15 protein-coding genes are annotated in these 21,831 nt (G+C 64.9%); 8 read left to right on the forward strand and 7 right to left on the reverse strand.

Annotated features, from left to right (window positions below; all coding sequences use genetic code 11):
- Positions 1–23 precede the first annotated feature (23 nt).
- Entirely contained in the window at positions 24–1,124 is a 1,101-nt protein-coding gene (pelA, locus tag DQG19_RS07060; RefSeq protein ID WP_116125537.1) for a pectate lyase, read from the forward strand.
- A 10-nt stretch (positions 1,125–1,134) separates the two neighbouring features.
- On the opposite strand, the gene DQG19_RS07065 is transcribed toward pelA, so the two are convergent.
- Positions 1,135–2,292, reverse strand: coding sequence for a phytase (locus DQG19_RS07065; protein WP_116125538.1), 1,158 nt, complete (start codon positions 2,290–2,292; stop codon positions 1,135–1,137).
- Positions 2,293–2,326: 34 nt separating this feature from the next.
- On the reverse strand, positions 2,327–5,062 hold the full coding sequence (locus DQG19_RS07070) for a TonB-dependent receptor (RefSeq protein ID WP_116125539.1): 2,736 nt from the start codon (positions 5,060–5,062) through the stop codon (positions 2,327–2,329).
- Between the two features lie 537 nt (positions 5,063–5,599).
- Here DQG19_RS07070 and DQG19_RS07075 point away from each other — a divergent pair.
- The gene (locus DQG19_RS07075) at positions 5,600–7,435 is read left to right on the forward strand and encodes a sensor histidine kinase (RefSeq protein WP_157974374.1); all 1,836 of its coding nucleotides are present in this window, start codon (positions 5,600–5,602) and stop codon (positions 7,433–7,435) included.
- A 41-nt stretch (positions 7,436–7,476) separates the two neighbouring features.
- Complete coding sequence (locus DQG19_RS07080; RefSeq protein WP_116125541.1) at positions 7,477–8,187, forward strand: LytR/AlgR family response regulator transcription factor; 711 nt, start codon at positions 7,477–7,479, stop codon at positions 8,185–8,187.
- A gap of 1 nt (position 8,188) precedes the next feature.
- Here the strand turns inward: DQG19_RS07080 and DQG19_RS07085 are convergent, their stop codons facing one another.
- Positions 8,189–10,357: an FUSC family protein gene (locus tag DQG19_RS07085; protein ID WP_116125542.1), complete on the reverse strand. Its 2,169-nt coding sequence runs from the start codon at positions 10,355–10,357 to the stop codon at positions 8,189–8,191.
- A gap of 144 nt (positions 10,358–10,501) precedes the next feature.
- On the opposite strand from DQG19_RS07085, the gene DQG19_RS07090 reads away from it, so the two are divergent.
- The 4 genes from DQG19_RS07090 to madM are packed head-to-tail and all read left to right on the forward strand — an operon-like array spanning position 10,502 to position 13,703.
- Positions 10,502–11,053, forward strand: coding sequence for a DsrE family protein (locus DQG19_RS07090; protein ID WP_116125543.1), 552 nt, complete (start codon positions 10,502–10,504; stop codon positions 11,051–11,053).
- A 54-nt stretch (positions 11,054–11,107) separates the two neighbouring features.
- Positions 11,108–12,586, forward strand: a complete 1,479-nt coding sequence (locus DQG19_RS07095; protein WP_116125544.1) for an acyl-CoA synthetase — start codon at positions 11,108–11,110, stop codon at positions 12,584–12,586.
- The gene (gene madL / locus DQG19_RS07100) at positions 12,583–12,957 is read left to right on the forward strand and encodes a malonate transporter subunit MadL (protein ID WP_116125545.1); all 375 of its coding nucleotides are present in this window, start codon (positions 12,583–12,585) and stop codon (positions 12,955–12,957) included. Before DQG19_RS07095 ends, madL begins: the two co-directional genes overlap by 4 nt.
- Entirely contained in the window at positions 12,954–13,703 is a 750-nt protein-coding gene (gene madM / locus DQG19_RS07105; RefSeq protein WP_116125546.1) for a malonate transporter subunit MadM, read from the forward strand. The genes madL and madM overlap by 4 nt, the downstream gene beginning before the upstream one ends.
- On the opposite strand, the gene DQG19_RS07110 is transcribed toward madM, so the two are convergent.
- The 3 genes from DQG19_RS07110 to DQG19_RS07120 all read right to left on the reverse strand — a co-directional run bounded on the left by DQG19_RS07110 (position 13,704) and on the right by DQG19_RS07120 (position 16,646).
- Positions 13,704–14,777 (reverse strand): phosphotransferase enzyme family protein, encoded by a 1,074-nt coding sequence (locus tag DQG19_RS07110; RefSeq protein WP_116125547.1) that lies wholly within the window; start codon positions 14,775–14,777, stop codon positions 13,704–13,706.
- Positions 14,778–14,786: 9 nt separating this feature from the next.
- A complete protein-coding gene (bshA, locus tag DQG19_RS07115; RefSeq protein WP_116125548.1) occupies positions 14,787–15,950 on the reverse strand; it encodes an N-acetyl-alpha-D-glucosaminyl L-malate synthase BshA in 1,164 nt (387 codons plus the stop codon).
- A gap of 90 nt (positions 15,951–16,040) precedes the next feature.
- Positions 16,041–16,646, reverse strand: a complete 606-nt coding sequence (locus DQG19_RS07120) for a hypothetical protein (protein WP_116125549.1) — start codon at positions 16,644–16,646, stop codon at positions 16,041–16,043.
- Positions 16,647–16,706: 60 nt separating this feature from the next.
- Here DQG19_RS07120 and DQG19_RS07125 point away from each other — a divergent pair, with 60 nt between their 5' ends.
- Positions 16,707–18,032, forward strand: coding sequence for a leucyl aminopeptidase family protein (locus DQG19_RS07125; RefSeq protein ID WP_116125550.1), 1,326 nt, complete (start codon positions 16,707–16,709; stop codon positions 18,030–18,032).
- Between the two features lie 6 nt (positions 18,033–18,038).
- Here DQG19_RS07125 and DQG19_RS07130 read toward each other — a convergent pair whose 3' ends face one another.
- A complete protein-coding gene (locus DQG19_RS07130; protein ID WP_116125551.1) occupies positions 18,039–21,575 on the reverse strand; it encodes an alpha-L-rhamnosidase in 3,537 nt (1,178 codons plus the stop codon).
- Between the last annotated feature and the right edge of the window lie 256 nt (positions 21,576–21,831).

Here is a 21,831-nt window from a genome sequence, read left to right on the forward strand (position 1 = left end):
CCGGAAAGACAACCACTACGATCATGCCAACACCAACCCGGGGATATTGCCCTATCCCGCTACTGCTGCTACTCTTCACGACCCTGACCCTCGGAGCCCAGTCTACCGGCCCGGTTACCTGGCGCGCCGCCCAGCGACAGGACAGCGCTTGGTACGGTACGCCGGAGGCCGCGCGCGTGGCCGACAACCTGCTCGTATACCAGCATGCTACCGGAGGCTGGCCAAAGAATACAGACATGGCCGCCCCCCTCACGCCGGCAGACATAACCGCGATCACGGCCGCCAAGACCGACCCGCAAGACGATCTCGGCCGCCCCACGATCGACAACGGAGCCACCTACCCGGAGTTGCGGTTCCTGTCCCGGGTATACCGGTCGCGCGGCGACGAACGCTACCGTGAAGCGTTCCTGCGCGGCGTGGACTACCTGCTTGAAGCCCAGTACGCCAATGGAGGCTGGCCACAGTTCTACCCGATCCGGAAGGGATACTACGAAAACATCACCCTGAACGACGGGGCAATGATCGGGACGATGGAGTTCCTCCGGGACGTGGGCCGGGGCGCGTACCCCTTCGTCGACGCGGAACGGATGGCCAACAGCCGGGCGGCCGTCACCCGGGGGGTGGACGTGCTCCTGAAGATGCAGGTCAGGGTTGACGGGCAGCTCACCGCCTGGTGTGCGCAGCACGATCCCGTCACCCTGGAACCCGCCAAGGCGCGGGCGTACGAGCTGGTCTCGCTCAGCGGATCGGAGAGCGTGGGAGTCGTAAGGTTTCTGATGGAAATGGAGGATCCGAGCCCAGAAGTGGTCCGCGCGGTCACCGCCGCCGTCGACTGGTTCGAGCGGGTCAAGCTGACCGGACTGCGGCTCATTCGCGAAGACGATCCGTTGCTGCCGAAGGGCTACGACCTTATCGTTGGGTTTGATCCCGAGCACGGCAAAATGCTCTGGGCCCGCTTCTACGAGATCGGTACCAACTACCCGATGTTCGTGGGCCGCGACGGCGTGGTGAAGTACGCCCTGTCGGAGATCGAGTACGAGCGGCGCAATGGCTACAGCTGGCTCAACGACTGGCCGAAGGAGCTGCTGGCGGAATACCCGGCCTGGGCGGAGCGCCACCCTTGACCGTGCTGCCCTAGCGGGAAAGCAGCATCCCGTCAAGCACCTTACCGAAATCCACGTACTTGAAATTCTGAGGTCGCAGGGTATCGCCGTCGTAGTTAAAGCCGTCCTGGACCACCAGCAGGCCCCGGGGGAAGCCCGGCAGCGGGGTGCTGACGATCTCGAGGCCGTCGGTTTCCTCGACGCCGTCGACCGCCCCGTCCACGATCTTGAAGCTGCTGACGTATGCATTGTCACCCCCCCGCTCAAACAGGGCGTAGGAGAAATTGCCCTGCATACTGGCGACCAGGTAGCCCGTGCCCCCGGGTCCGTCGTACAGCGCCAGGCCCTCCACGTCGGCCACTAGGCTCTCGGGCGTTCCTACCCGGTGCGCCAGCAGCTGCGTGGCCACCGGCTCCCCTCCGCGCTCCCCCGCCGTGGTCCGCAAGGGCAGCTTCCAGATGCCGGCCGCTTCTTCCCCTACGTAAAGCCAGCCGCCGGCGTCGTCGGTGACCATGCCTTCCGTCTGGGAGGGGAAGGCGTGCTCCCGCACCAGTTCCACGTCGAAACCGTCCGCCGCCGGCACCAGCAGAAACTGCTGGAGGAAGCCGTTCTTGCCGTTAATTACCGCGTAGACGTCGGCGCCGGCGCGGCCGAGACAGAATCCGTACACGTCGTCGATCCGGCTGCTGTCCACCGTCAGCGTACGGGCCGCCACGTCAGTCAGCGCGCCCGTTTCCGGATCGATTCGGAAGAGGTTGAAGGACTGCTCCGTCCGGTTGCTGCACCCCAGCAGGTCAAAGGTTTCGCCGCCGAGGGTCACGCCGGTGAGGATGTCGACGTTATTGACCTTGCCGATGGGATAGTAGGCGACCTCCGTACCGGCAAGGTCGTAGACGGCCAGTCCCCCCTGTTTGTTACTGCCGTACACGAGGCTGCGGGCCGGGTCCGCGGGGTGTATCCAGATCGCCGGATCGTCGGCCGCGTCGTCCAGCGCGGCGGCCTTGGCGACGTCCGTTTCCCGGCTGGCGGTGACGGCCTGCCCCACGAGGGCCTGCCCGGCGTAGGCGACTGCCAGGGCCAGGCTGTCTTCGCGGGCTTCGGTCACTGAGGCATCGACGCGGTCGGAGGGGTGGGGGGTGTTGCAGGCGAGCAGACAGCAAAGTCCGGCCGCGGAAAGTATACGATACATAAGGTAAGATGTAGGGGTGAGGGGCGGGCGGGGCTTAGCGGGTCAGGTCGAATTTGACGCCGGCGTCTACCCGTACGCCGTAGTACTCGCCCTGGTAGGTGCGGAGGCTGGCCCCCTGGAAGTAGCGCAGCGGCTGGTTGAGCAGGTTGTTGGCGTTGGCGTACAGGGTGAGGCGGGGCGTGGCCGCGAAGTTGGCGTTGAAGTCGAGGTAGGTCACCCGGTCGTAGTAGACATCTTCGAAGGCCTCTTCCCCTACCCCGTCGATAAAGTCCGAGGCGTAGTTAAAACTGAGCCGCGTGGTCAGCTTGCCGGTGTCGTAGCCGAGGCTGGCGTTAAGGGTGTGGCGCGGGGAGCCGGGCAGGCTGATCCCGTCGCTCTCGCGGCCGTCGAAGTTGAAGTCCGTCACCCGGGAGTCGATGTAGGTGTAGTTGAAGTAGACCGCCACCCCCGCCAGGGCCGGCGCGATGAAGTCGAGCTGCCGCTGCAGGCCCAGTTCCAGCCCCAGCAGACGGGCGTTACCGCCGTTAACGGGTTGGGTGAAGCGGTCATAGACCCGCCCCTCGAAGGAGTAGTCCGTCAGCCGCCGGTCGACGATGAAGTCGCGGATATCTTTGTAGAAAAGCCCCGCGGAAGCCATGCCCACCCCGCCGAAGTAGTGCTCGGCCATCAGGTCGAGGTTCATGCTTAGCGTGGGGTCTATGTCGGGGTTGCCGATGCTGATCCGGTCGCGGTCGTCCAGGGATCGGTACGGGACCAGGTCGTAGTAGTTAGGCCGCGCCAGGGTGTTGGTGTAGGCGAAGCGGAAGACGGAGCGCTCCTCCGGCTGGTACTTCAGGTGCAGTCCGGGCAGGAGGTTGGTATACGCGGAGGTGGCGGCGCCGGTGGGCGTCAGGCTTTCTTCCGCCTCGTCGTAGCGGAAGCCGGCGTAGTTCAGGTCCGTCCGCTCTACCCGCAGGCCCGCCACGGCGAGCAACTGGGGACCGAGCTGCTGCTCCAGCATGGCGTAGCCGGCAACGATGTTTTCGGAGGCGCTGAAGTTGCCGGCCAGCTCGCTCAGGTCGCGTGCGCCTTCGAAGCCCGCTCCGGTCAGGTTCAGGTTACCTACGTACTCCCGGTCGGCGAAGGCGCCGGAGGCGTAGTCGCCGGCGAGAAAGTTGTCGCGGCTCTGGTCGACCAAGTGGCCCAGGGCGTCCGTCAGGAAGGCGGCGTCGGTGGGCTCGTATTCGTAAAAGTCGTTCTCGCGCACCTTGTCCTTCGTCCGGACCCGGCCGCCAAATTTGAGGGTATTACGGTAGTCGCCAACCGGCGCCAGCGGCAGGGCCAGGTCGAGCCGCCCGTTCACATCCTCGTCCTTGGTGAACTGGAATTCCTCGGTAAGCTTGGCGAGCTCCCAGGCGTTGCCGGGGCGCTGGAAGGCAGCTTCGGTGGCGCTGACGTAGGGGCGGCGGGGATTGGTGAAGTCCACGTCGACCGGCACCAATTCGCCAGTACCGAACTCGAGGTAACGCTCGTGGGGCCGCTCCTCGTCGGCGCGGGCGTAATTCACGCTCCATTTGGCGATGAGGTCGCCGAAAAGGTGCTCGCCGTTCAGGTTGAGGGTGGCCATCGACTGGTCCTCTAGGCGGGCGTACTTCTCGTCGGCGGTGCCGGCCTTCGTTTCCCGGTTCAGCTCGGCCATCCACTGGCCGTCTACGCGCTCGATATCCGTAAATTCGGCCACGTAGCGGTTTTCGAAGTCACTGCGCTGGTTGTAGATGCCGCGGAGGAAGACCGTGTGGTTGGGGGCGATCTTGTAGTCCAGGCCGAGCGACAGGCTACGGCGCACCCGCTGCAGGTAGTACTGCCGGATCTGCACCTCGGCGGGGTAGGCGTCGGCGGGGTCGTCGGCGTAGGTCCACTCGGCCTCTACGTCGTCGGAGCCCAGCTGGTTGTTGAAGTAGGAGCCGGAGACGATCACACCCAGCGCGTTGTTGGCGAAGCGCTCCCCGTAGATCAGGCTACCGTTGACGGAGGGCTTGCCGGCCAGGAAGTTGTAGCCGCCGCCCAGGGTACCGCTGATGCGGCGTTCGTAGGGCGCGGCACGGGTTACCAGGTTGACGGAGCCGCCGATCGCGTCGGCGTCCATGTCCGGGGTGAGGGCCTTGGTCACCTCCACGGCCTGCACCATGTCGGAGGGGATCAGGTCCAGCTGCACAGAGCGGACCTCCGCCTCGGCCGAGGGCACCCGCTCCCCGTTGATGGTCACGGCGTTCAGTTGCGGGGCGGTACCGCGGATGTTGGCGAAGCGGGCCTCGCCCTGGTCGTACTGTACGTTGATGCCGCTGACCCGCTTGAGGGCGTCGCCAATGTTCTGGTCCGGAAAGCGACCGATCTGGTCGGCGGCGATCACGTTGGTGATGTTGACCGCCGCGCGTTGCTGGTTGATTGCGCGGGCCTGCCCCCGCAGCTGGCTGATGACGGCCACCTCGGCCAGCTGTACCCCCGGGCGGAGTACGATATCCAGGGTAGCGGTCCGGCCGCGCTCCAGCGTCACGGTACGAAATGCGGGCGTAAAACCTATATAGGTTACGCTCAGTTCGTGCTCGCCAACGGGCAGGTTGACCGGGCTGAAGTAGCCGTCCTGGTCGGTGACGCCGATGCCGTCGCCGTCCAGGTAAAGGGTAGCGCCGGGCAGCGGCAAATTGGAATCGTCAAGTACGCGGCCCGACAGCGTCTGGGCGCGGACGCAGGTGCAGAGCAACAGGAAAAAGAGAGTAAGCGTTGGCTTCATACGTGCGGGGTCAATGATTCCCGCAAAGGTTTCCCACAGCTATAAAGTGGGGGTTAGCCGCGTGCAAATTGAAGGTAAAGAATGGGGAACGCTAGGTTAACTTCTCCCCGCGGAGCCGCCGGGCCGCATTCAGAACAATTATGGCCAGACTCAGAACATTAGGGGTTGGGCGCTCCCGGGCACCCGGGGATTCCAGTATGTTTGTTTCATACAGGAAAGGACACTACAAAAGTCAAGTATTGCTCTTTTACCACATGATATTCCGTAGGTTTTAAGTTATCCGAGCTATTTTAACGTGCTTGCCGCCGCTGGCGGCCCTTCTCCCCCCGTTGGGGAGAAGGATTTCCCCTCCGCCCAGGCTGCTTCCGCGGTCCGGGCGGAATACTTTCGGGCCCAATCGCCCGATGTACGTGGACTTTATGCTGTAGCCGCAACGTCTCTCAGTAATCCCCAAACGGTACAGCAGCATCTGGGCTGCTGGATACACAGGTATCCAGCGCCCCTTTCTATTTTTACGCTTTCATACCTCCTCCGGTCGTGCGCTGCCCCTCTGTTATTCCATTGTTGCTTCTGGCTTTTCTGGCGCGCCCGCTGACCGGTCAGCCTGAATTTCGCGCCCGGCAGCTTGACCGGGCCCAGGCCCTCATTGCTTCGGACGATACCGACCAGGCACTGCACCTGCTGGATAGCCTCGACGCCGACATTCCGACCGGGGATGCTACCGTCGCTTCCTTTCAGCGGCGGCTGCGGCTCACCCGGGCCCGGGCCCTCATTCGCGCCCGCCTCGATCCGGCGGCTACCGAGATCCTCATCCACCTGATCGACGCCGCCCGCTCGGCCGACGACGGAGCGGTACTCGCCGAGGCCACCCTCCAGCTCGCCTTCCTCTACCAGCGGCAGAACATCGCCCCGCGTACTATGGAATTGCTGACCCGGGCCGACTCGGTCGTCCGCCGGTACGACCTCGGTTCCCTCCGTCCCGAGCTCTACAACCGCCTGGCGGGCTACTACCGGCAATTTGGTTCCCCCGCAGAGATCCTCCCCTGGGCCCACCGGGCCCAAACCGTCGCCGCGGAGCTTCACGATTCCCAGCAGGAGGCGCTTGCCCACGTGAACCTGAGCGTCGGCTACCGCGAAACCGATCCCCGGCGGAGCGAGTACCACGTGAGCGAAGCCGCCCGCTACTACCGCAACACCGGAAGCCTGCGCGACTACTTCGCCATGACGCTGGTGCTCGCCGGACAGAAGGTGGAGGCCGGAGAGTGGACGGAGGCGCTGGCGGCCAGCGACTCGTCGCTGCTGTACGTCGATCGCGTGATCGAGGAGGACAGCACCTACCTCCACCGTGTCTACGAGCTGCGGGCGCAGATCATGCATCACCTCGACCGGCCCGACTCCGCCTGGTACTACCTCAACCTGGCGCACCGGGCCGAGCTCGATCACCTGCTTCGCATGGACCGGCAGAACCTCCTGGCCATCCAGACCGCCTACGAGAGCGAGAAGCAGGCCCTCCGCATCGCCGAGCAGGCCAAGACCATTACCTACCAGCGCGGACGACAGCAGCGGCAGGCGGTCATCTTCGCCCTCGTCATCGCCGTGCTTATCCTTACCTACTTCTATACTTCCCGCGTACTGCGGTCGCGCAACGCCCGCGAAGACCGCCGGCGCATGGAGCGGCACAACGAGCAGCTCTCCGAATCGCTGGACCAGCAGAAAATGCTCCAGGGCGAAATTCACCACCGCGTCAAGAACAACCTGCAGATCATCGTCGGCCTCCTGCAGATGCAGTTGCGCAAGATCGACGACCCCTTCGCGCGGTCCAACCTGGAAGACATGGCCAACCGGATCTACAGCATGGCAGCCGTACACGAGATCCTCTACCAGCAGGGCCGCAGTAGCGAGATCGACTTTCGGGCCTACGCCGAGAAGATCTGCCGCCACTTCGAACTGCTTTCGGACCTGCCGCGGGCCTGTTCCTTCGACCTTTCGCTCGACGGGTACTGGTTCAACCTGGAAACGGCCATCCCCCTGGGCACCATGTTCAACGAGTTGCTGACCAACAGCTTCAAGTACGGAGTTGCCGGCGACCGACCGCTACGGATCAGCGTCAGCCTCCGGGAGCACGAGGGGATGCTGCTGCTCGAATACCAGGACAACGGTCCCGGCTGGTCCGAGGACGCGCTGGCCGGCCGGAGCAGCGGGCTCGGGAGTTACCTCCTTAAGGGTATGAGCCGGCAGCTGCGGGGCCGCGTAGAAACAGCGAACGCGAACGGGGCCGTCACCCGGATCTGGTTTCGTCGCAAGAACGAACATAAGACCGCCGAACCCAACATGGAGATTTCCCGTTTCGTGCCCACTACCTTATCGTCCTGACCGCCGGCCCCCGCCGCCGGCCACTGCCCCCCACCCTTTCCATGAATTATGCCGCCCCGGCCCCCGGCCCTCGTATCCTGATCGTTGAGGATGAATTTATCATTTCCGACACCATCGCCGAACTGCTCCGTGACAACGGGTATCGGGTCGCGGGAGAAGCTATCTCCTACGAAGAGGCCGTAAAACTGTACGAGGAGGAAACGCCCGACCTGGCCCTGCTCGATATCCGGCTGAGTGGCGCCCGAACCGGTATCGATGTCGCCCGCTACCTGGCCGCCCGGCCCGATCCCATTCCCTTCGTGTTTCTGACTTCCCAGGTTGACGATGCGCATATCGGCCTGGCCCGGGACACCTTTCCCGCCGGTTACCTCAGCAAGCCGATCCAGACCACCAGCCTGCTGGCTACCATTGCCGTTGCCCTGCACAATCACCAGGGCCAACGGCGGGAAGAAACCGTCAGCCTGCGCGCCGGCCAGGCTACGCACCTGCTCCCCGTGGCGACCATCCGGCACCTACAGGCCGACCACGTATACGTCCGCGTAACCTTGACCGATCAAAAGCCGCTGGTACTGCGTAGGTCCCTCGGCGAACTGGTCAAAGAAATAGACAACCCTAACATCGTACAGACGCACCGCAGCCACGCCGTCAACCTGCAGCACGTCACCCGCTACGACAACCGGTCCGTCTATGTGGACGGCGCCAGCATTCCCGTCAGCGACACGTACCGGGAGTCCGTCATGGCCCGCCTCTGAGCTAGTGTTTCGCGTAGGCGTCTACCGTGCCGGATAGTTCCGAGACCAGACCGCTGAGGTACGTATATTCCTCGAGGAAGAGCCGCTTCTGCTGGAGTTGCTCCACCGGCACCTCCACCACCGGGGCGCTGCGGAAGTAGGCCAGCGCGTCCGCCGTATCGATGGCTGCGCGCGATTCACCCGTACCGGTCAGCCGGTCGTGACCGTCCAGCAACCGGTCCGCGAGGTCACGGACAAGAATGGAAAAGGGTTCCCGCGCCAGACTCACGGCGTGGTATTGCAGGTACGTGCCGAGGTAGGCGATCGCGGATAGTACCTGGTGGTTCTGGACTACCACCCGCTTCAGGAGGTCGCGTACGGGCGGTGCCATTCCCGGTTCCTTGAGGGTACGCCCGTAGCTGGCGTCGAGTTCTCCCAGGCGCACGAAGGCGTCACGCCGCGCGATCCGGTACGCCAGGTCGTCCTCCCGCTGGTTGACGTAGTTGGACTCCTCGCGCAGGTAGGTGCTGCTTCCCTCCAGGGCCTTGGCTACCAACCCGCGGATCGACCGCCCCTCCCAGGCCGGCCACAGGAGGCGGCTGGCGGCAAAGGCCAGGCCGGCGCCGATCACCGTATCGATGACGCGGTACCCGATCACCGTGTAGGCATCGGGGTGCAGCAGCGCATAGGTGAATACCAGGTTGAGGGTAACGAAGAAGGCCGCGAGCCGGTAGTCGCGGTCGAGGAAGATAAACACGAAGGGCATGGCCGAGGCCCCGAGGATGGCGTACACCACGTGGTTGTCGGTCAGCGTTACGACGCCCGCAGCGACCAGGGCACCGGCTACGGTACCGACCGTCCGCTGTACCGACCGCTCCTTGCTCTGCACGTAGGTGGGCCTTAGGATCACGACGGCCGTCAGCAGGATCCAGTAGGCATTATGTACCCCCAGGGCCTGCCCGAGGAAGTACCCCAGCAGGACCACCACCGACAGGCGGACGCAGTGCCGGAAGACGGCCGAATCCGGGCTCAGGTTCTCACGCAGGGCCGCGACGTTGAGCGGCGCGGGCGGCCGCAGGCGCCGCTTCGCCTCCCGGGAAAACAGGGGATGCCCGACCGGCTCGCGGCTGTCCGCCAGGGCCTCAATGGACCTGATTTTGGTCAGCTGCTTCTCTACGTTATCGTACAGGATATACGCGCAGTGGATTTCCCCGGCCCGCAGCTCGGGGGCGGCGGCGCGCAGGTGCCGGTGGACGTTGGCCAGGCGCTCCTGCAGGGCCTCCGGCGTAGCGGAGCGGAAGTGGCGTGACTTACGGGCTACGTCGCGCAGCGCCCCGGCGGCATCGGTCAGGATCGCGGCAAGTGCATGCGTGGTATCCGCCACCCCGGCGGCCCGGGCTTCCGGACGGACGGGGACGGCGGCCCCGAGCTCGACCAGGTCGACCAGCTCCAGGTAGAGGACTCCCTCCCGGGACTGCCGGCCCATATTGTCCCGCCCCGGGTACTGCCCCAGGAAATAGTCGGTAAGGACCTTACGGATCTCGTTGATCTCGTTGTGCGTACGGATGAGTTCGGGCCAGAGGTCATCGGGTCGATCCGCGGTCACCTGCCGTGCCTTGAGCTGCAGGTAGTCGGCGGTCAGGCGCAGGCCCCGGTTGAGCAGGCCCAGCCGGTAGCGGCGGTAGCGGTAGGGATGCACCGCCACGTTGAGGAGAATGAACCAGGCCCCACCCAGAAAGACGAAGCCTCCGCTCTGAACGATGGCCCAGCCGGTTTTGGGAAAAGCATAGGCGAGCACCAGCGCGAGGAGTCCGCTAAAGGATACCAAGCTGGCGCGTTTCCCCAGTACCGACACGTAGGAGGTAAGGAATACGAGCACCGGCAGTACCACCAGATTGGCAGCCCCCAGCGTCAGCGAGTACTGGATAATTATCAGGTTAGACACCGCCAGCAGGAGGCCGATCACCATATTCTTCAGGTGATCCGCCTTGTTGCCCGGCAGGTCACAGATAGATACCAGGAAGATGCCTACCGCGCAACTGACGCCCGTGGGCAGGTCGGCGAGGTAGCCGCAGGCGACCAGAACGGAGATGATGGATACCACGATGAGCAGGCCCCGGGTAAAACCGTAGTCCTGCACGAAGCCCAGCCAGCGCCGCCGTGTCGGTATCCAGTTCCAGTCTCGGGCCATACTCCATCCTTGGGGTGAGGTAGTAATACCCGTCAGGCGCGGAAAGGCTCACCCGGCACCGTCATATCTCTACCGTTGCGTGGGTGCCGTACCTTTGGATCTTACGCCGGGAGCAGTACTCGGTGTGCAAACGACTATCCCGCCATGCGCCGACTCTTTTTCCTGCTGTACTTCGTCGCTGGGCCCCTACTCCACGCCTCGTGGGCACCCGCGCTCGCCGCCCAGGTCCGGGAGACCCCCGTGGTGCCCTATGGGGGCATCTACCGGATCCCCGAAGCCACGGTGACTCCCGATCCCGACCTGGAGTACCGGCTGGTCGTAGACGTGATGACCGGATCTTCCGCCCCCGATTCCCTGGGGATGGGCCTGTATAACGTGGCCCGCATGCTCAACCTCTTTTCCGTAGGGGGGATACCAGCCAAGCGTCTCGACGTGGTGCTGGCCATCCACGGCGAAGCCACGGTGGGCATCATGGACAATGCGCACTACCGCGAACGATTCGGCGTCGACAATCCCAACCTGCCGCTGATCCGATCGCTGAAGTCCGCCGGGGTAAAACTGACGGTATGCGGCCAGTCTCTGCTGGGCCGCGGCGTACCGATCGAAAGCATCACCCCGGAGGTGGAAATCGCCACCTCGATGCTCACGACGGTGGCGATGTACGAAATGCGGGGGTACGGACTGCTGCGTTTCTAGGCGGAACACCCTATTTTACGCCCCCCCACCCCACAGGCCTTCAATCAATTTACCTTGTCCGAACTCATTGCGCGCGCGTCCCGGTTCGCGGACCGCACCGCCATCGTTAGCGACGATCGCTCCTACACCTACGCCGAGCTGGACCGCCGTTCCCGGCAGGTAGCCACCGACCTGCTGGACGGGCGGGCCGATCTCGGTGAGGCACGCGTGGCCTTCCTGCTGCCGCCCGGCTTCGCCTACGTGGCCGTGCAGTGGGGCATCTGGCGGGCCGGCGGGGTGGCCGTACCCCTGTGCGAGAAACACCCGCCGCCCTCCCTGCAGTACGTGATCGAAGATACCGACGCAGTTGCGGTGATCTACGCCAGCACCTTCCGCAAACTCCTGGAACCGCTGTTTTACCTGCCCGATACCAGTTTCCGGCCGCTGCGTTCCCTGCGGACCATGGAGGGCGCGCTGCCGACGGTGGAGGCGGGCCGGCGGGCCATGATCCTGTACACCAGCGGCACGACGGGCCGCCCCAAGGGGGTGGTCACCACCCACGCCAACCTGTCCGCCCAGATCCGGACCCTGGTGGCCGCCTGGCAATGGTCCGCGGACGACCGCATCCTCAACATTCTGCCGCTGCACCACGTGCACGGCATCGTCAACGTTCTCTGCTGCGCGCTGTGGAGCGGAGCCTGCTGCGAATTCCTGGCACCGTTCGATGCGCAACGGGTATTCGCACGTTTCCGGTCGGGGGAGCTCACAGTATTCATGGCGGTACCCACGATCTATTACAAGCTGATCGGGTACTACCGCGAGCTGCCGGCCGCCGAGCAGGAAGCGACCTCAGCCGCACTGCGGGATTTCCGGCTCATGGTATCGGGGTCCGCCGCCCTGCCGGTATCGACCTTGGAAACCTGGCGCGAGATCAGCGGCCACACGCTCCTGGAGCGCTACGGCATGACGGAAATGGGAATGGCCGTGAGTAACCCCTACGCCGACGAGCGGCGCCCCGGCCACATCGGGCAGCCGCTTCCCGGCGTGGACCTGCGCCTCGTCGACGAGGAAGGGGAGACCGTAGCCGACGGACAGCCCGGAGAGATACAGGTACGGGGCGATAACGTGTTCCTGGAATACTGGGACCGGCCCGATGCTACCGCCGCGGCCTTCACCGAAGACGGGTGGTTCCGCACGGGCGATATCGCCGCCCTCGAAGAAGGCTACTACCGCATCCTGGGCCGCAATTCGGTGGACATCATCAAGTCGGGCGGCTACAAGATATCCGCCCTCGAGATCGAGGAGGTCCTCCGCACTCATCCCGCCATCCGCGAATGCGGTGTCGTCGGCCTGCCCGATCCGGAGTGGGGCGAGGTGATCGGGGCCTGCATGATCGTAGAGGGTACGCCGCCGGACCCGGACGCGCTGACGGACTGGCTGCGCGAGCGTCTGCCGGGGTACAAGCTGCCGCGCCGGTTCATCTTCCGTGACGAATTGCCCCGCAACGTGATGGGCAAGGTGACCAAGCAAGAGCTGAAGGAGCACTTCGCATGACGATCTACGGCGTAGCCCTCCTCGCCCTGTGCTTCCTCATCGGCAAGGTTTCCGGCACGCTGCTGGGGGCGGCGATCGGTATCGACGGCGACGTGGGCGGGGTGGGCTTTGCGATGCTCCTGCTCATCGTGGTCAACGCCTGGCTCCAGCGGCGGGGCTGGCTGGACGAACGTACGACCGGGGGCATCCTCTTCTGGAGCAGTATGTACATCCCCATCATCGTGGCCATGGCCAGCGTACAGAACGCCCGGGCCGCCCTTTCCGGTGGCTGGCTGGCCCTCGTGGCCGGGATCGCCGTAACGGTGGGCGGGCTGGCACTGGTCTCCCTCCTGGCGCGGATCGGCAAACCGGACCAACCGCCCGCCCCATGATCGAGCGCATCACGGACGTACTGATCGGCAACGGCCTGCTCTTCGCCTTCCTCTTTGTGGGCCTTATGATGCTGGTGTCCTTCTGGGTGGCCCGCCGCCTGCTGGGGGGCCTGATCCCCGGCGTGGCACTCGCTATCCTGCTGGGACTCGGCCTGGCCTTCACCGGGGGGCGGAAGGGGATCGCGGACTACCCCCTCTTCGCGGGCATGGCATTGCTGGGGGGCTCGATGCTGCGCGACTTCGCCGTCGTGGCTACGGCGATGGGGGCCGACCTCGACAAGATCCGGCACGCGGGACCGGCCGGCGCCCTGGCCCTGCTGCTGGGGGTGACGCTGAGTTTCTTCGCGGGGGCCGCCCTGGCCCTGGGCATGGGCTACTCCGACCCGGTCAGCCTGGCGACGATCGGAGCCGGGGCGTGCACCTACATCGTGGGCCCCGTCACCGGTACGGCCCTGGGGGCTTCCTCCGAGGTACTGGCGATCAGTATCGCCACGGGAGTAGTCAAGACCCTGGCTACGACCATTCTGACCCCTTTGCTGGCGCGGCGCATTGGGTTGAACGACCCGCACAGCGCCCTCGTATTCGGCGGGCTGATCGGTACCACGAGCGGCGTAGCGGCGGGCCTCGCCGCCACGGATCCCGAACTGGTCCCCTACGGCGCCCTGACGGCCACCTTCTACACCGGGCTGGGCTGCCTGCTGTGCCCCTCGTTGCTGTACCTCGCGGTGCTGGGCCTCACGGGGTGATCACTGCCGCACGATAGCGTCGAGTTCGGGCAGGCGGGTCAGGAATTCCTCCGCCAGCCGCAGCTGGTTGCGGGCGCGCAGGAGGTTGTGCTCCGGCGACCGCACCTTGTAGTAGACATCACCCGCCAAAAAGTCCGTGAGGAAGCGTACCCCCATAATGTAAGCCATATACGCCCCCGAGAGGCCGAGGAAATCCAGCTCGGCAGGCGAAAGGACGTCGCGGGTCACCTCCAGGTAGCCGGCGGCGAACGCCCGGAACTTTTCCAGATCGACGGTGACTCGATCCAGGTCAGGCTCGTCCTCCCGGGCCGTGGCCGCTCCGGACCGGACGCCGTCGCCGAAGTCGAAGTGGACCGCGCCGGGCATGACGGTGTCCAGATCGACCACGCATTTCCCCCATCCCGCGGGCGTGAGCAGGACGTTGCTGAACTTGGCGTCGTTGTGGGTGACCCGGCGGCGGATGCGTCCCGCCCGGTAGGCGGTATCCAGCGTCAGCAGGCGGTCGGCCATCCCCTCCGCCCGGCGCAGAGCGTCCGCCGCCGCGGCCACCCGTCCCCGCGCCGGCGCGGCGCGGGCTGCCGCCAACTGCCGGAGACGCAGGGCAAGATCGTGGAAGCCCGGGATCACCGGAGTGAGGAGGTCGGCCGGAAAGTCGTCCAGGAACCGCAGAAAGTAGCCGTAGGCCCGGGCACCCGCATAGGCCCGTTCCGGACTGTCTACCAGCTCGTAGGCGTGGAGGCCGTCCAGGAATTCAAATACCCGGAAGTACTCTCCGCCCACATGGCAATAGGGACGACCTTCGTGGGTCAGGTTGACCGTCAGGGTTGTCTGCGTACCGGCGGGCGGCGGGGCGGCGGCAATGCGCCGGCGCAGGTGGTCGGTGACCCGGCGGATATTCTCCATCAACCCGTCCACGTCGGGAAATACGTGGTGGTTGATGCACTGCAGCAGGTAATCGGGCGCGCCGGGGTCGCTGTTGCGCAGCCGGTAGGTATCGTTGATGTGGCCCGCCCCGTACGGTTCGGCCCGGACGATCGTTCCGCGCAGATCGAATTGCCGGATGATGTGCTCCACGGCAGTGGCCTAGCGGTCGAGAACCTGCTCCTCGGGTACCGCCTGGCTGTGTTCCAGCACTTTCTGGTAGAAGGCCTCGTACCGGGGGATGATGTTATTGATGTCGAAGCGCTCGGCCTGTTCCAGCGCAGCGGCGCGGAAGCGTTGGAGGGTTTCCTCGCTTTCGAAGATCTTCAGTACGTCCTCGGCCATCTTGTCGACCATGCCGACGCCGGAGGTGTAGCCGGTGACGCCGTCGATGTTGACCTCCGGGATTCCTCCCACGTCACTCGATACGACGGGTACCTGGCAGGCCATCGCCTCGAGGGCGGCAAGGCCAAAGCTCTCGCTGGCGGAGGGTAGCAGAAAGACGTCGGCAACCGCGAGCAATTCCTCCACCGCGTCCTGCTTACCCAGGAAGCGGATGTCCTTAGTGAGGCCGAGGCGGCGGCTCAGGTCCTCGCACTTGTTGCGCTCCGGGCCGTCGCCAATGAGCAGCAGCTTGCTCGGGGTCTGGTCGTTGATGATCTTGAAGATGTAAATCACGTCGTCGACCCGCTTGACGGGCCGGAAATTGGATACGTGGATCAGAATGCGCTCCCCGTGGGGCGCGATGGCCCGCTTGAAGTGCTCCTTGTTGTCGCGCTTAAAGCGGGCAAAGTCGATAAAATTGTAGATCACCTCGATGGGGCGGCTAACCTCGAAGTTGTCGAGGGTAGACTGCTTGAGGGCATCGGAAACGGCGGTGACGCCGTCCGACTTGTTGATCGCGAAGGTGATCGTCGGAGCGAAGGCCGGATTGGAGCCCACCAGCGTAATGTCCGTACCGTGCAGGGTGGTCACAAAGGGGACGTAGCGGCCGCGGCTCATCAGGATCTTACGCGCCATGTAGGCAACGGCCGCGTGGGGGACGGCGTAGTGGACGTGCAGCAGGTCGAGGGAGTAATTCTCAACCACATCGACGAGCTTGGAGGCCAGGGAGGTTTCGTAGGGGGCAAACTCGAAGAGGGGGTAGTCAGCTCCGCTGTCCACCTCGTGGTAGAAGACGTTCTCGTGGAAGAACCCCAGCCGCGCCGGCCGCCGGTACGTGATGAAGTGAATCTCGTGCCCCCGCCGTGCCAGTCCCAGGCCGAGCTCGGTGGCCAGCACGCCGCTGCCGCCGTAGGTGGGATAACAGACAACGCCGATCTTCATAGGGGTACGTTTACGGAGGGTGGTACGGAAGTCTATGTCAAATGCCCGCGGAGGATAAATAGTTTGCTTGCGCACCTGCGGCCGGCTACGCTAGTCGGCCTTCGCCCGGCGGCGGCGGTAGACCTCCCGCCAGGCCGGTCCGGCATATTCGGCTTTCGGATAGCAGTTGCCTTTCATGAATTGGAGAAGCAAGGCGGAAAAGTAGCGGACGTCGCCGTACCCCGAAGTAAGCAAAGCGATACCCCCGTTCCGCTCGGCCAGTTCGTAGGCGGACAGGTACCGCTCCCCGTCGAATTCGATGACGTTCGCGAAGGGGAAGCCATTCTCGTCCGTCCACCCGTCGGCCACCCGCCGCAAGCTGTCGGGAAAGACGACGCCGAAGGTCGCGGGGCCATTTTCGGTAAGCCGGAGGTAGGGTATGCCGGTACGCATGTCGTAGAGCACCGCCACCTGCTCCAACCGGATAAAGCGCCACAACTGCTCTCCCGTACCGTCCTCCTGCAGGGCGAAGTCCAGGTTGCCCCTGAGGTAGTCCGTCCCGGATATTCGGCGGGCCGCTATCTCCGCTACGATGCTGTCGGCCGGAGCGGGGGGTACCGGGTCGGCGGGTGGGCTGCCGGTCGCGGTATCAAGAGCTTCCTGCGGGCCACAGGCCAGCAGGCCGAGCAGGCCACAGCAGATGATGACTTGTTTCATCCCGCTAAAACATCGGTTAGGGCGATTTGTATTGGGTAGCAGTCCCGTTAACCAATCCGCATGACCGAGATCACCCTACTCTCCCCCAAAGACAACCGCTACGAAAAAACTATCGAGCCCGGCACCTACCTACGCACCCTCGAACCGGCCGGCTACCTGGTCCGCCTGCCCAAGGACGGCAAGCCCGCAACGGCACGCACCCTGGGACACAAACTCAGTCACGCCGAACGAAAGCAACTCACCGCCGATGTGAAGATCACGGCGGAGGGGGTAGACGAACCGTTAGCCGCCGCCTTCGTCGGCGGACTTAAGCTCGGTGCTTACTCGGCCGGACAGCGGAAGGGGGACTACGAAGTACACCCTCTGACGGACGGGCAGATCGAATGGGACGGCGACGCCGCCACCGAACTTACCCTCTCCGACGTGCAGAACCGCATCCGCGCACTCGTCGATGCCCCCGCCAACAAGAAGCGCGCCCAGGACCTGGCCACCTTCGCCCGGCAGAGTGGGGAAACCTACGGCTACGACGTAAAGGTGCTCGACAAGCAGGCCTGTCTGGACGAGGGACTGCACGCCCTGCTGGCCGTCAATCGCGGCAGCGAGGACCCCGCCGTACTGATCGTCATGGAGTACCGGGGCGCGCCCGACAACAAAGACGTCACCGCCATCATCGGCAAGGGCGTCACCTTCGATACCGGCGGCGTAAGCATCAAGGGCAGCCAGAACCTGCACCTGATGAAGAGCGACATGGGTGGCGCCGCCGCTACCATGGGCGCGGTCGAGGCCGCGGCCCGGCTTAATCTGCCCGTGAACCTGGTCGGTATCGTACCCGCCACCGACAACAGCGTCGACGCGCTGAGCATCAAGCCGAGCGACGTGATCGAGAGCCACGCCGGCAAGACGATCGAGATCATCGATACCGACGCCGAGGGTCGCCTGATCATGGCCGACGGACTCAGCTATGCCGTAAAGTATTTCTCCCCCACCACCCTCATCGACGTGGCTACCCTCACCGGCTCCGCGGTACGCACCTTCGGCTACGTGTGCGCGGCCACCCTTAGCAAGAATGAAGAACTGGTGGAGGCCTTCCGCGCCGCCGGGGAAGCCAGCGGCGAACGCGTCTGGCCGCTGCCGCCCTGGGACGATTTTGCCAAGGGACTCGAGAGCGACGTGGCCGACGTCAAGAACTTCAGCGGTACACCCCTCCACGGCGCCACCGATGCCTTCAAGTTCCTGGAAAACTTCACCCACGACCACAAGCGCTACATCCACTTCGATATTGCCGGGGTGGCCCTGAAGCAGGGTCCCTACGCCAAGGACCGTCAGGCCACCGGCTTCGGGGTGCGGCTGTTCGTCGAGTGGCTGGGCCGGCAGGCGAGCGCGTAGGTCCGTTTACTGGCCGGCCCGGAAGGTGTACGTGCCGGAGGAGAGATTCACGATGGCCCTCCCATCCCTGTATTCCGTTACCGGAGCATCCCCACTGACCGCCTTAGCGGACGACGCCGGCAGCTCCAGCCGGGCGGAAGTATTGGCGGGTACGGTGACGGTGTACGTAAGGTTTTTCCCTTCCACTTTCCAGGCGGCCCTGATCCGGCCATAGGGCGAATCGTAGTAGCCCGAGGCCTCCGTCAGCTGCCCGGAAGGGTCCGGCTCCGGGCGCAGTACGAAGGACTTAAAGCCCGGCGCGCCCCGCTGGATGCCCAGCGAGTGGGCGATCATCCACTGCCCCACCGCGCCGAAGCTGTAGTGGTTGAAGCTGTTCATGCTGTTATTATTGCCGAAGCCGTCCTCGATGGTGTAGGAGTTGAGCCGTTCCCAGATGCTGGTCGCTCCCTGGGTCACCGGGTAAAGCCAGCTTGGGTACTTCTCCTGCAACAGGAGGCGGTAGGCCACGTCGGAGTAGCCGTGGTCCGACAGCGCCTTACTGATCCAAGCCGTACCGATGAAGCCGGTCATGAGGGAATAGGGGGGCCGTACCACTCCACCGTCGTCCTCCTTTCCACTTTTCACCAGTTCCGCCAACCGGGCCGCCAGCGTATCGGCGGTCGCGCCGGTCACCGCGCCCAGCGCCACGGGCAGGGCGTAGGAAACCTGGGTGCCGATGTAGTCGGGTCCGGCGTCGGCCAGCTGGTCGTATCCCGACCGCATCGTCCGTCCGGTAGTGGGTTCGAGGTAGGTGGCCGCGAAGTGCCGGCGCCGGTCGGCGAGCTGGGCCGCGTAGGCTTCCGCCGCATCGGTGTGCCCCAGCACCCGCGCCACCGCCTCCATAATTTGCAGGTCGAAAATGTAGTAGGATTCCCACAGCAGGGTGTTGTCGTTCTGGTTGCCCTCGGGGCTGAGCCAGTCGCCCAGTACGCCGGCGGTCATCACACCCGTCTTCTCGTCGATACCCCCGCGCAGGAAATCCATATACGCCCGCATGGCTGGGTAGTGCTCGCGCAGCAGGCTCGTATCTCCGTACTGCTGCCAGCTTTCCCAGGCCACGGTGAGTCCGGCGCTGCCCCAGAGGATGCCCCCGAAGCCGTCGGCGGCCGGGGCCACGTCGGCGAAGTGGCCGTCGGCGTACTGGGTGTTGCGCATCGCCAGCAGGTGGCGGCGGAAGAACTGGTCGGCGTCGCTGAAGTACGTGGCCGTGCGCGCGAAGACCGACAGGTCGCCCGACCAGCCCATCCGCTCGTTGCGCTGCGGGCAGTCGGTCGGGATACTCAGAAAGTTGCCGTACTGCGAGCGGACGATGTTGTGGAAGAGCTGATTGACGTGATCGTTAGACGTCGTGTAGTCGGCCGCCACTTCGTGCACCGAACTGATCACCAACCCCTTCACGGCCTCCGGAGGCAGGGCCGCTTCAATGCCCGTGATCTCCAGGTAGCGGTAGCCGTGGAAGGTGAAGCGCGGCTGGTAGACGTTCTCCCCCGCCCGGGCTATGTAGTGGTCGTGCGCCAGGGCCGCCCGCAGGTTCTCGATCATGATCATGCCCACCTTGTCGCCGTATTCCGGCAGGTCGGGGTAGAGGACCTCGGCGTAGCGCAGCCAGATATTTTGCCCTGCTTCCAGTCCTCCGAAGTCGATGCGTGGTACGCCCACCATATTGGTGCCCATATCGTACACGAAGACGCCGGGACGCACCTCCTCCACCGACCGGGCGGTCAGTTCCTGCACGACGCGGGCGTTGTCGCCGATCTGCCCAATCAATTCCGTCCGGGAATAGTCGACCGGTCGGCCACTGTTCTCCCCGAGGTAGGCCGTCCCCTCCAGGGGAACCACCTCCGCGGGCGTCCAGCCGGCGGCGGCATAACCGGCGGTCAACCAGCCCGCCACGGTGGCTTCGCGTTCCGCATCGTAGACCTCCCCCTGAAAAAAGCTGCCGTAGCGGACGGGGCCTTCGTCGTAGTAGCTCCAGCTGTCGTCGGTGGTTACGATGGTCGTCGTTCCGTCGGCGTAAGTGATTTCGAGGAGGGCCAGCAGCGACTGCCGGTCGCCGAAGTAGTTCCAGTTGAGGCCCGAAAACGACGAGTTGCCGCTCCACCACCCCTCGCCGAGCCAGGCCCCCAGGGCGTTCTCGCCGCTCCGGATCCGGTCGGTCACGTCGTACGTTTGGTAGAGCTGGGTCCGGTCGTACTGCGTCAGGCCGGGATTGAAGTAGTCCTCCCCCACCCGTTCGCCGTTCAGGTACACTTCGTAGACGCCCCGGGCGGTCACGTACAGCCGCGCGCGGTCGATCCCTCCCGTGCCGGCGCTGAATTCCTTACGCAGCATCGGCATGGCCTTCCGGCTCGGATCGGCCAGTACAAAGGTGCCGGCGTTACCCCCGGAGACCCGGTAGCCCTCCCCCATCCAGTCCACGTCGTCGGTACCGGCGAAGAGCGCACCGTCCGCCCACCAGATGGCATTGGCGGGCGCGCGGAAGTGGCTCACGGTCAACCCGGAGAAGGTGGCCGACTGCCCCGCCGGCACGTGGAAACCGATGTCCGCCAGCATGGGATAGCCGATCACGTCACTGGTGCCGATTGGGTTCAGCGCATGACCGCCACGGCCCCAGCCCCCGTTGTAGTACCGCTCGTGGTCGGTACCGATCTCGACCCCGTCGATCCGTATGCGGGTGTTACCGAAGACGCTGGCGATTTCAACCTGGTGGGGGGCGTAAAGGCCACCGCCCGCGATCACCGAATCGGGGATCGGCAGGGTGAGCAGCGGCCGGTCGGCCCGGTCGTCGGGGGCGTAGCCTACCCGGTACACGTGCAACGCCGGCCGGGAGCCCGAAACGTCGTACTCCAGCCGCAGGTAACTGCTGTCGGGGGCGTTCTCCAGCCCATACAGGTTCATGTATCGGTCCAGCAGGCGCACGTCGTTGCCGCCCCACAGGAAGGAGGCGCGCTGGCTGCCCGTGGCCCGGTCCAGTTGCAGGGTGTACGCCACCCGGAAGACCGACAGGTAGTTGCTCTGCAGCGGTAGGTCGTCATCGCCCCCGCCAATCCATTCCGCCCCGCCCCAGGCACGCTCCGAGGGGTCGAGCAGGCCCGTTTCGAACCAGGAAGCGCCGCGCAGCTCCTCCCCCCCGTTGCCATAGGCCGTTACTTCCCAGCGGTAGCGGGTCTTGGGGGCCAGACGGGTGCCGGCGTAGGGAATGCCCAGCGCCGTACCGCCGGGTACGCGACCGGAGTTCCAGACGGTCTTGCCCCCGGGATCGGTCACGGTGATGCGGTAGGCCTCCTGTTGCAGTCCGCGCGCGCCCTCCGGCTGCACCAGCTGCCACGCGAAGCGGGGGGCATTCACGTCGATGCCAAGGGGAGTGGTGGTGTACTCCACTTCCAGCCCGGTCACCTCCTGGGCCACCAGCCGCGACCAGAAGCCGAACAGCAGCAACAGGAAGAGGATGAACAGCAACGAACTGGCGTGCGATCGCGGGCGGGGGGGCAAGTTGGTGGGCATGATCGGTAGTGTCTGAAAGCATTCTACTCCCGCATGATACGTCGGCAAGGCGGGACGGGCAAACCCGCAACCGACGATTCGTTTCCTGACCGCTTCCCCCCGCACCCGCGTCCGCGCCCCGGTATCGCTACCGGTCGGCGGGGCCGCAGGTGCCCCGTCGACCCCCTCACCCGAGCCCCCGGGAAGGCCCAAAAAAAGAAATTCCCGCAAAAAAGGAACAAATTGTTTAAAAATAGACTTTGATAGAAAAGCAAAC

It is taken from the genome of Lewinella sp. IMCC34183 (assembly GCF_003390915.1).
Classification (GTDB): domain Bacteria; phylum Bacteroidota; class Bacteroidia; order Chitinophagales; family Saprospiraceae; genus Neolewinella.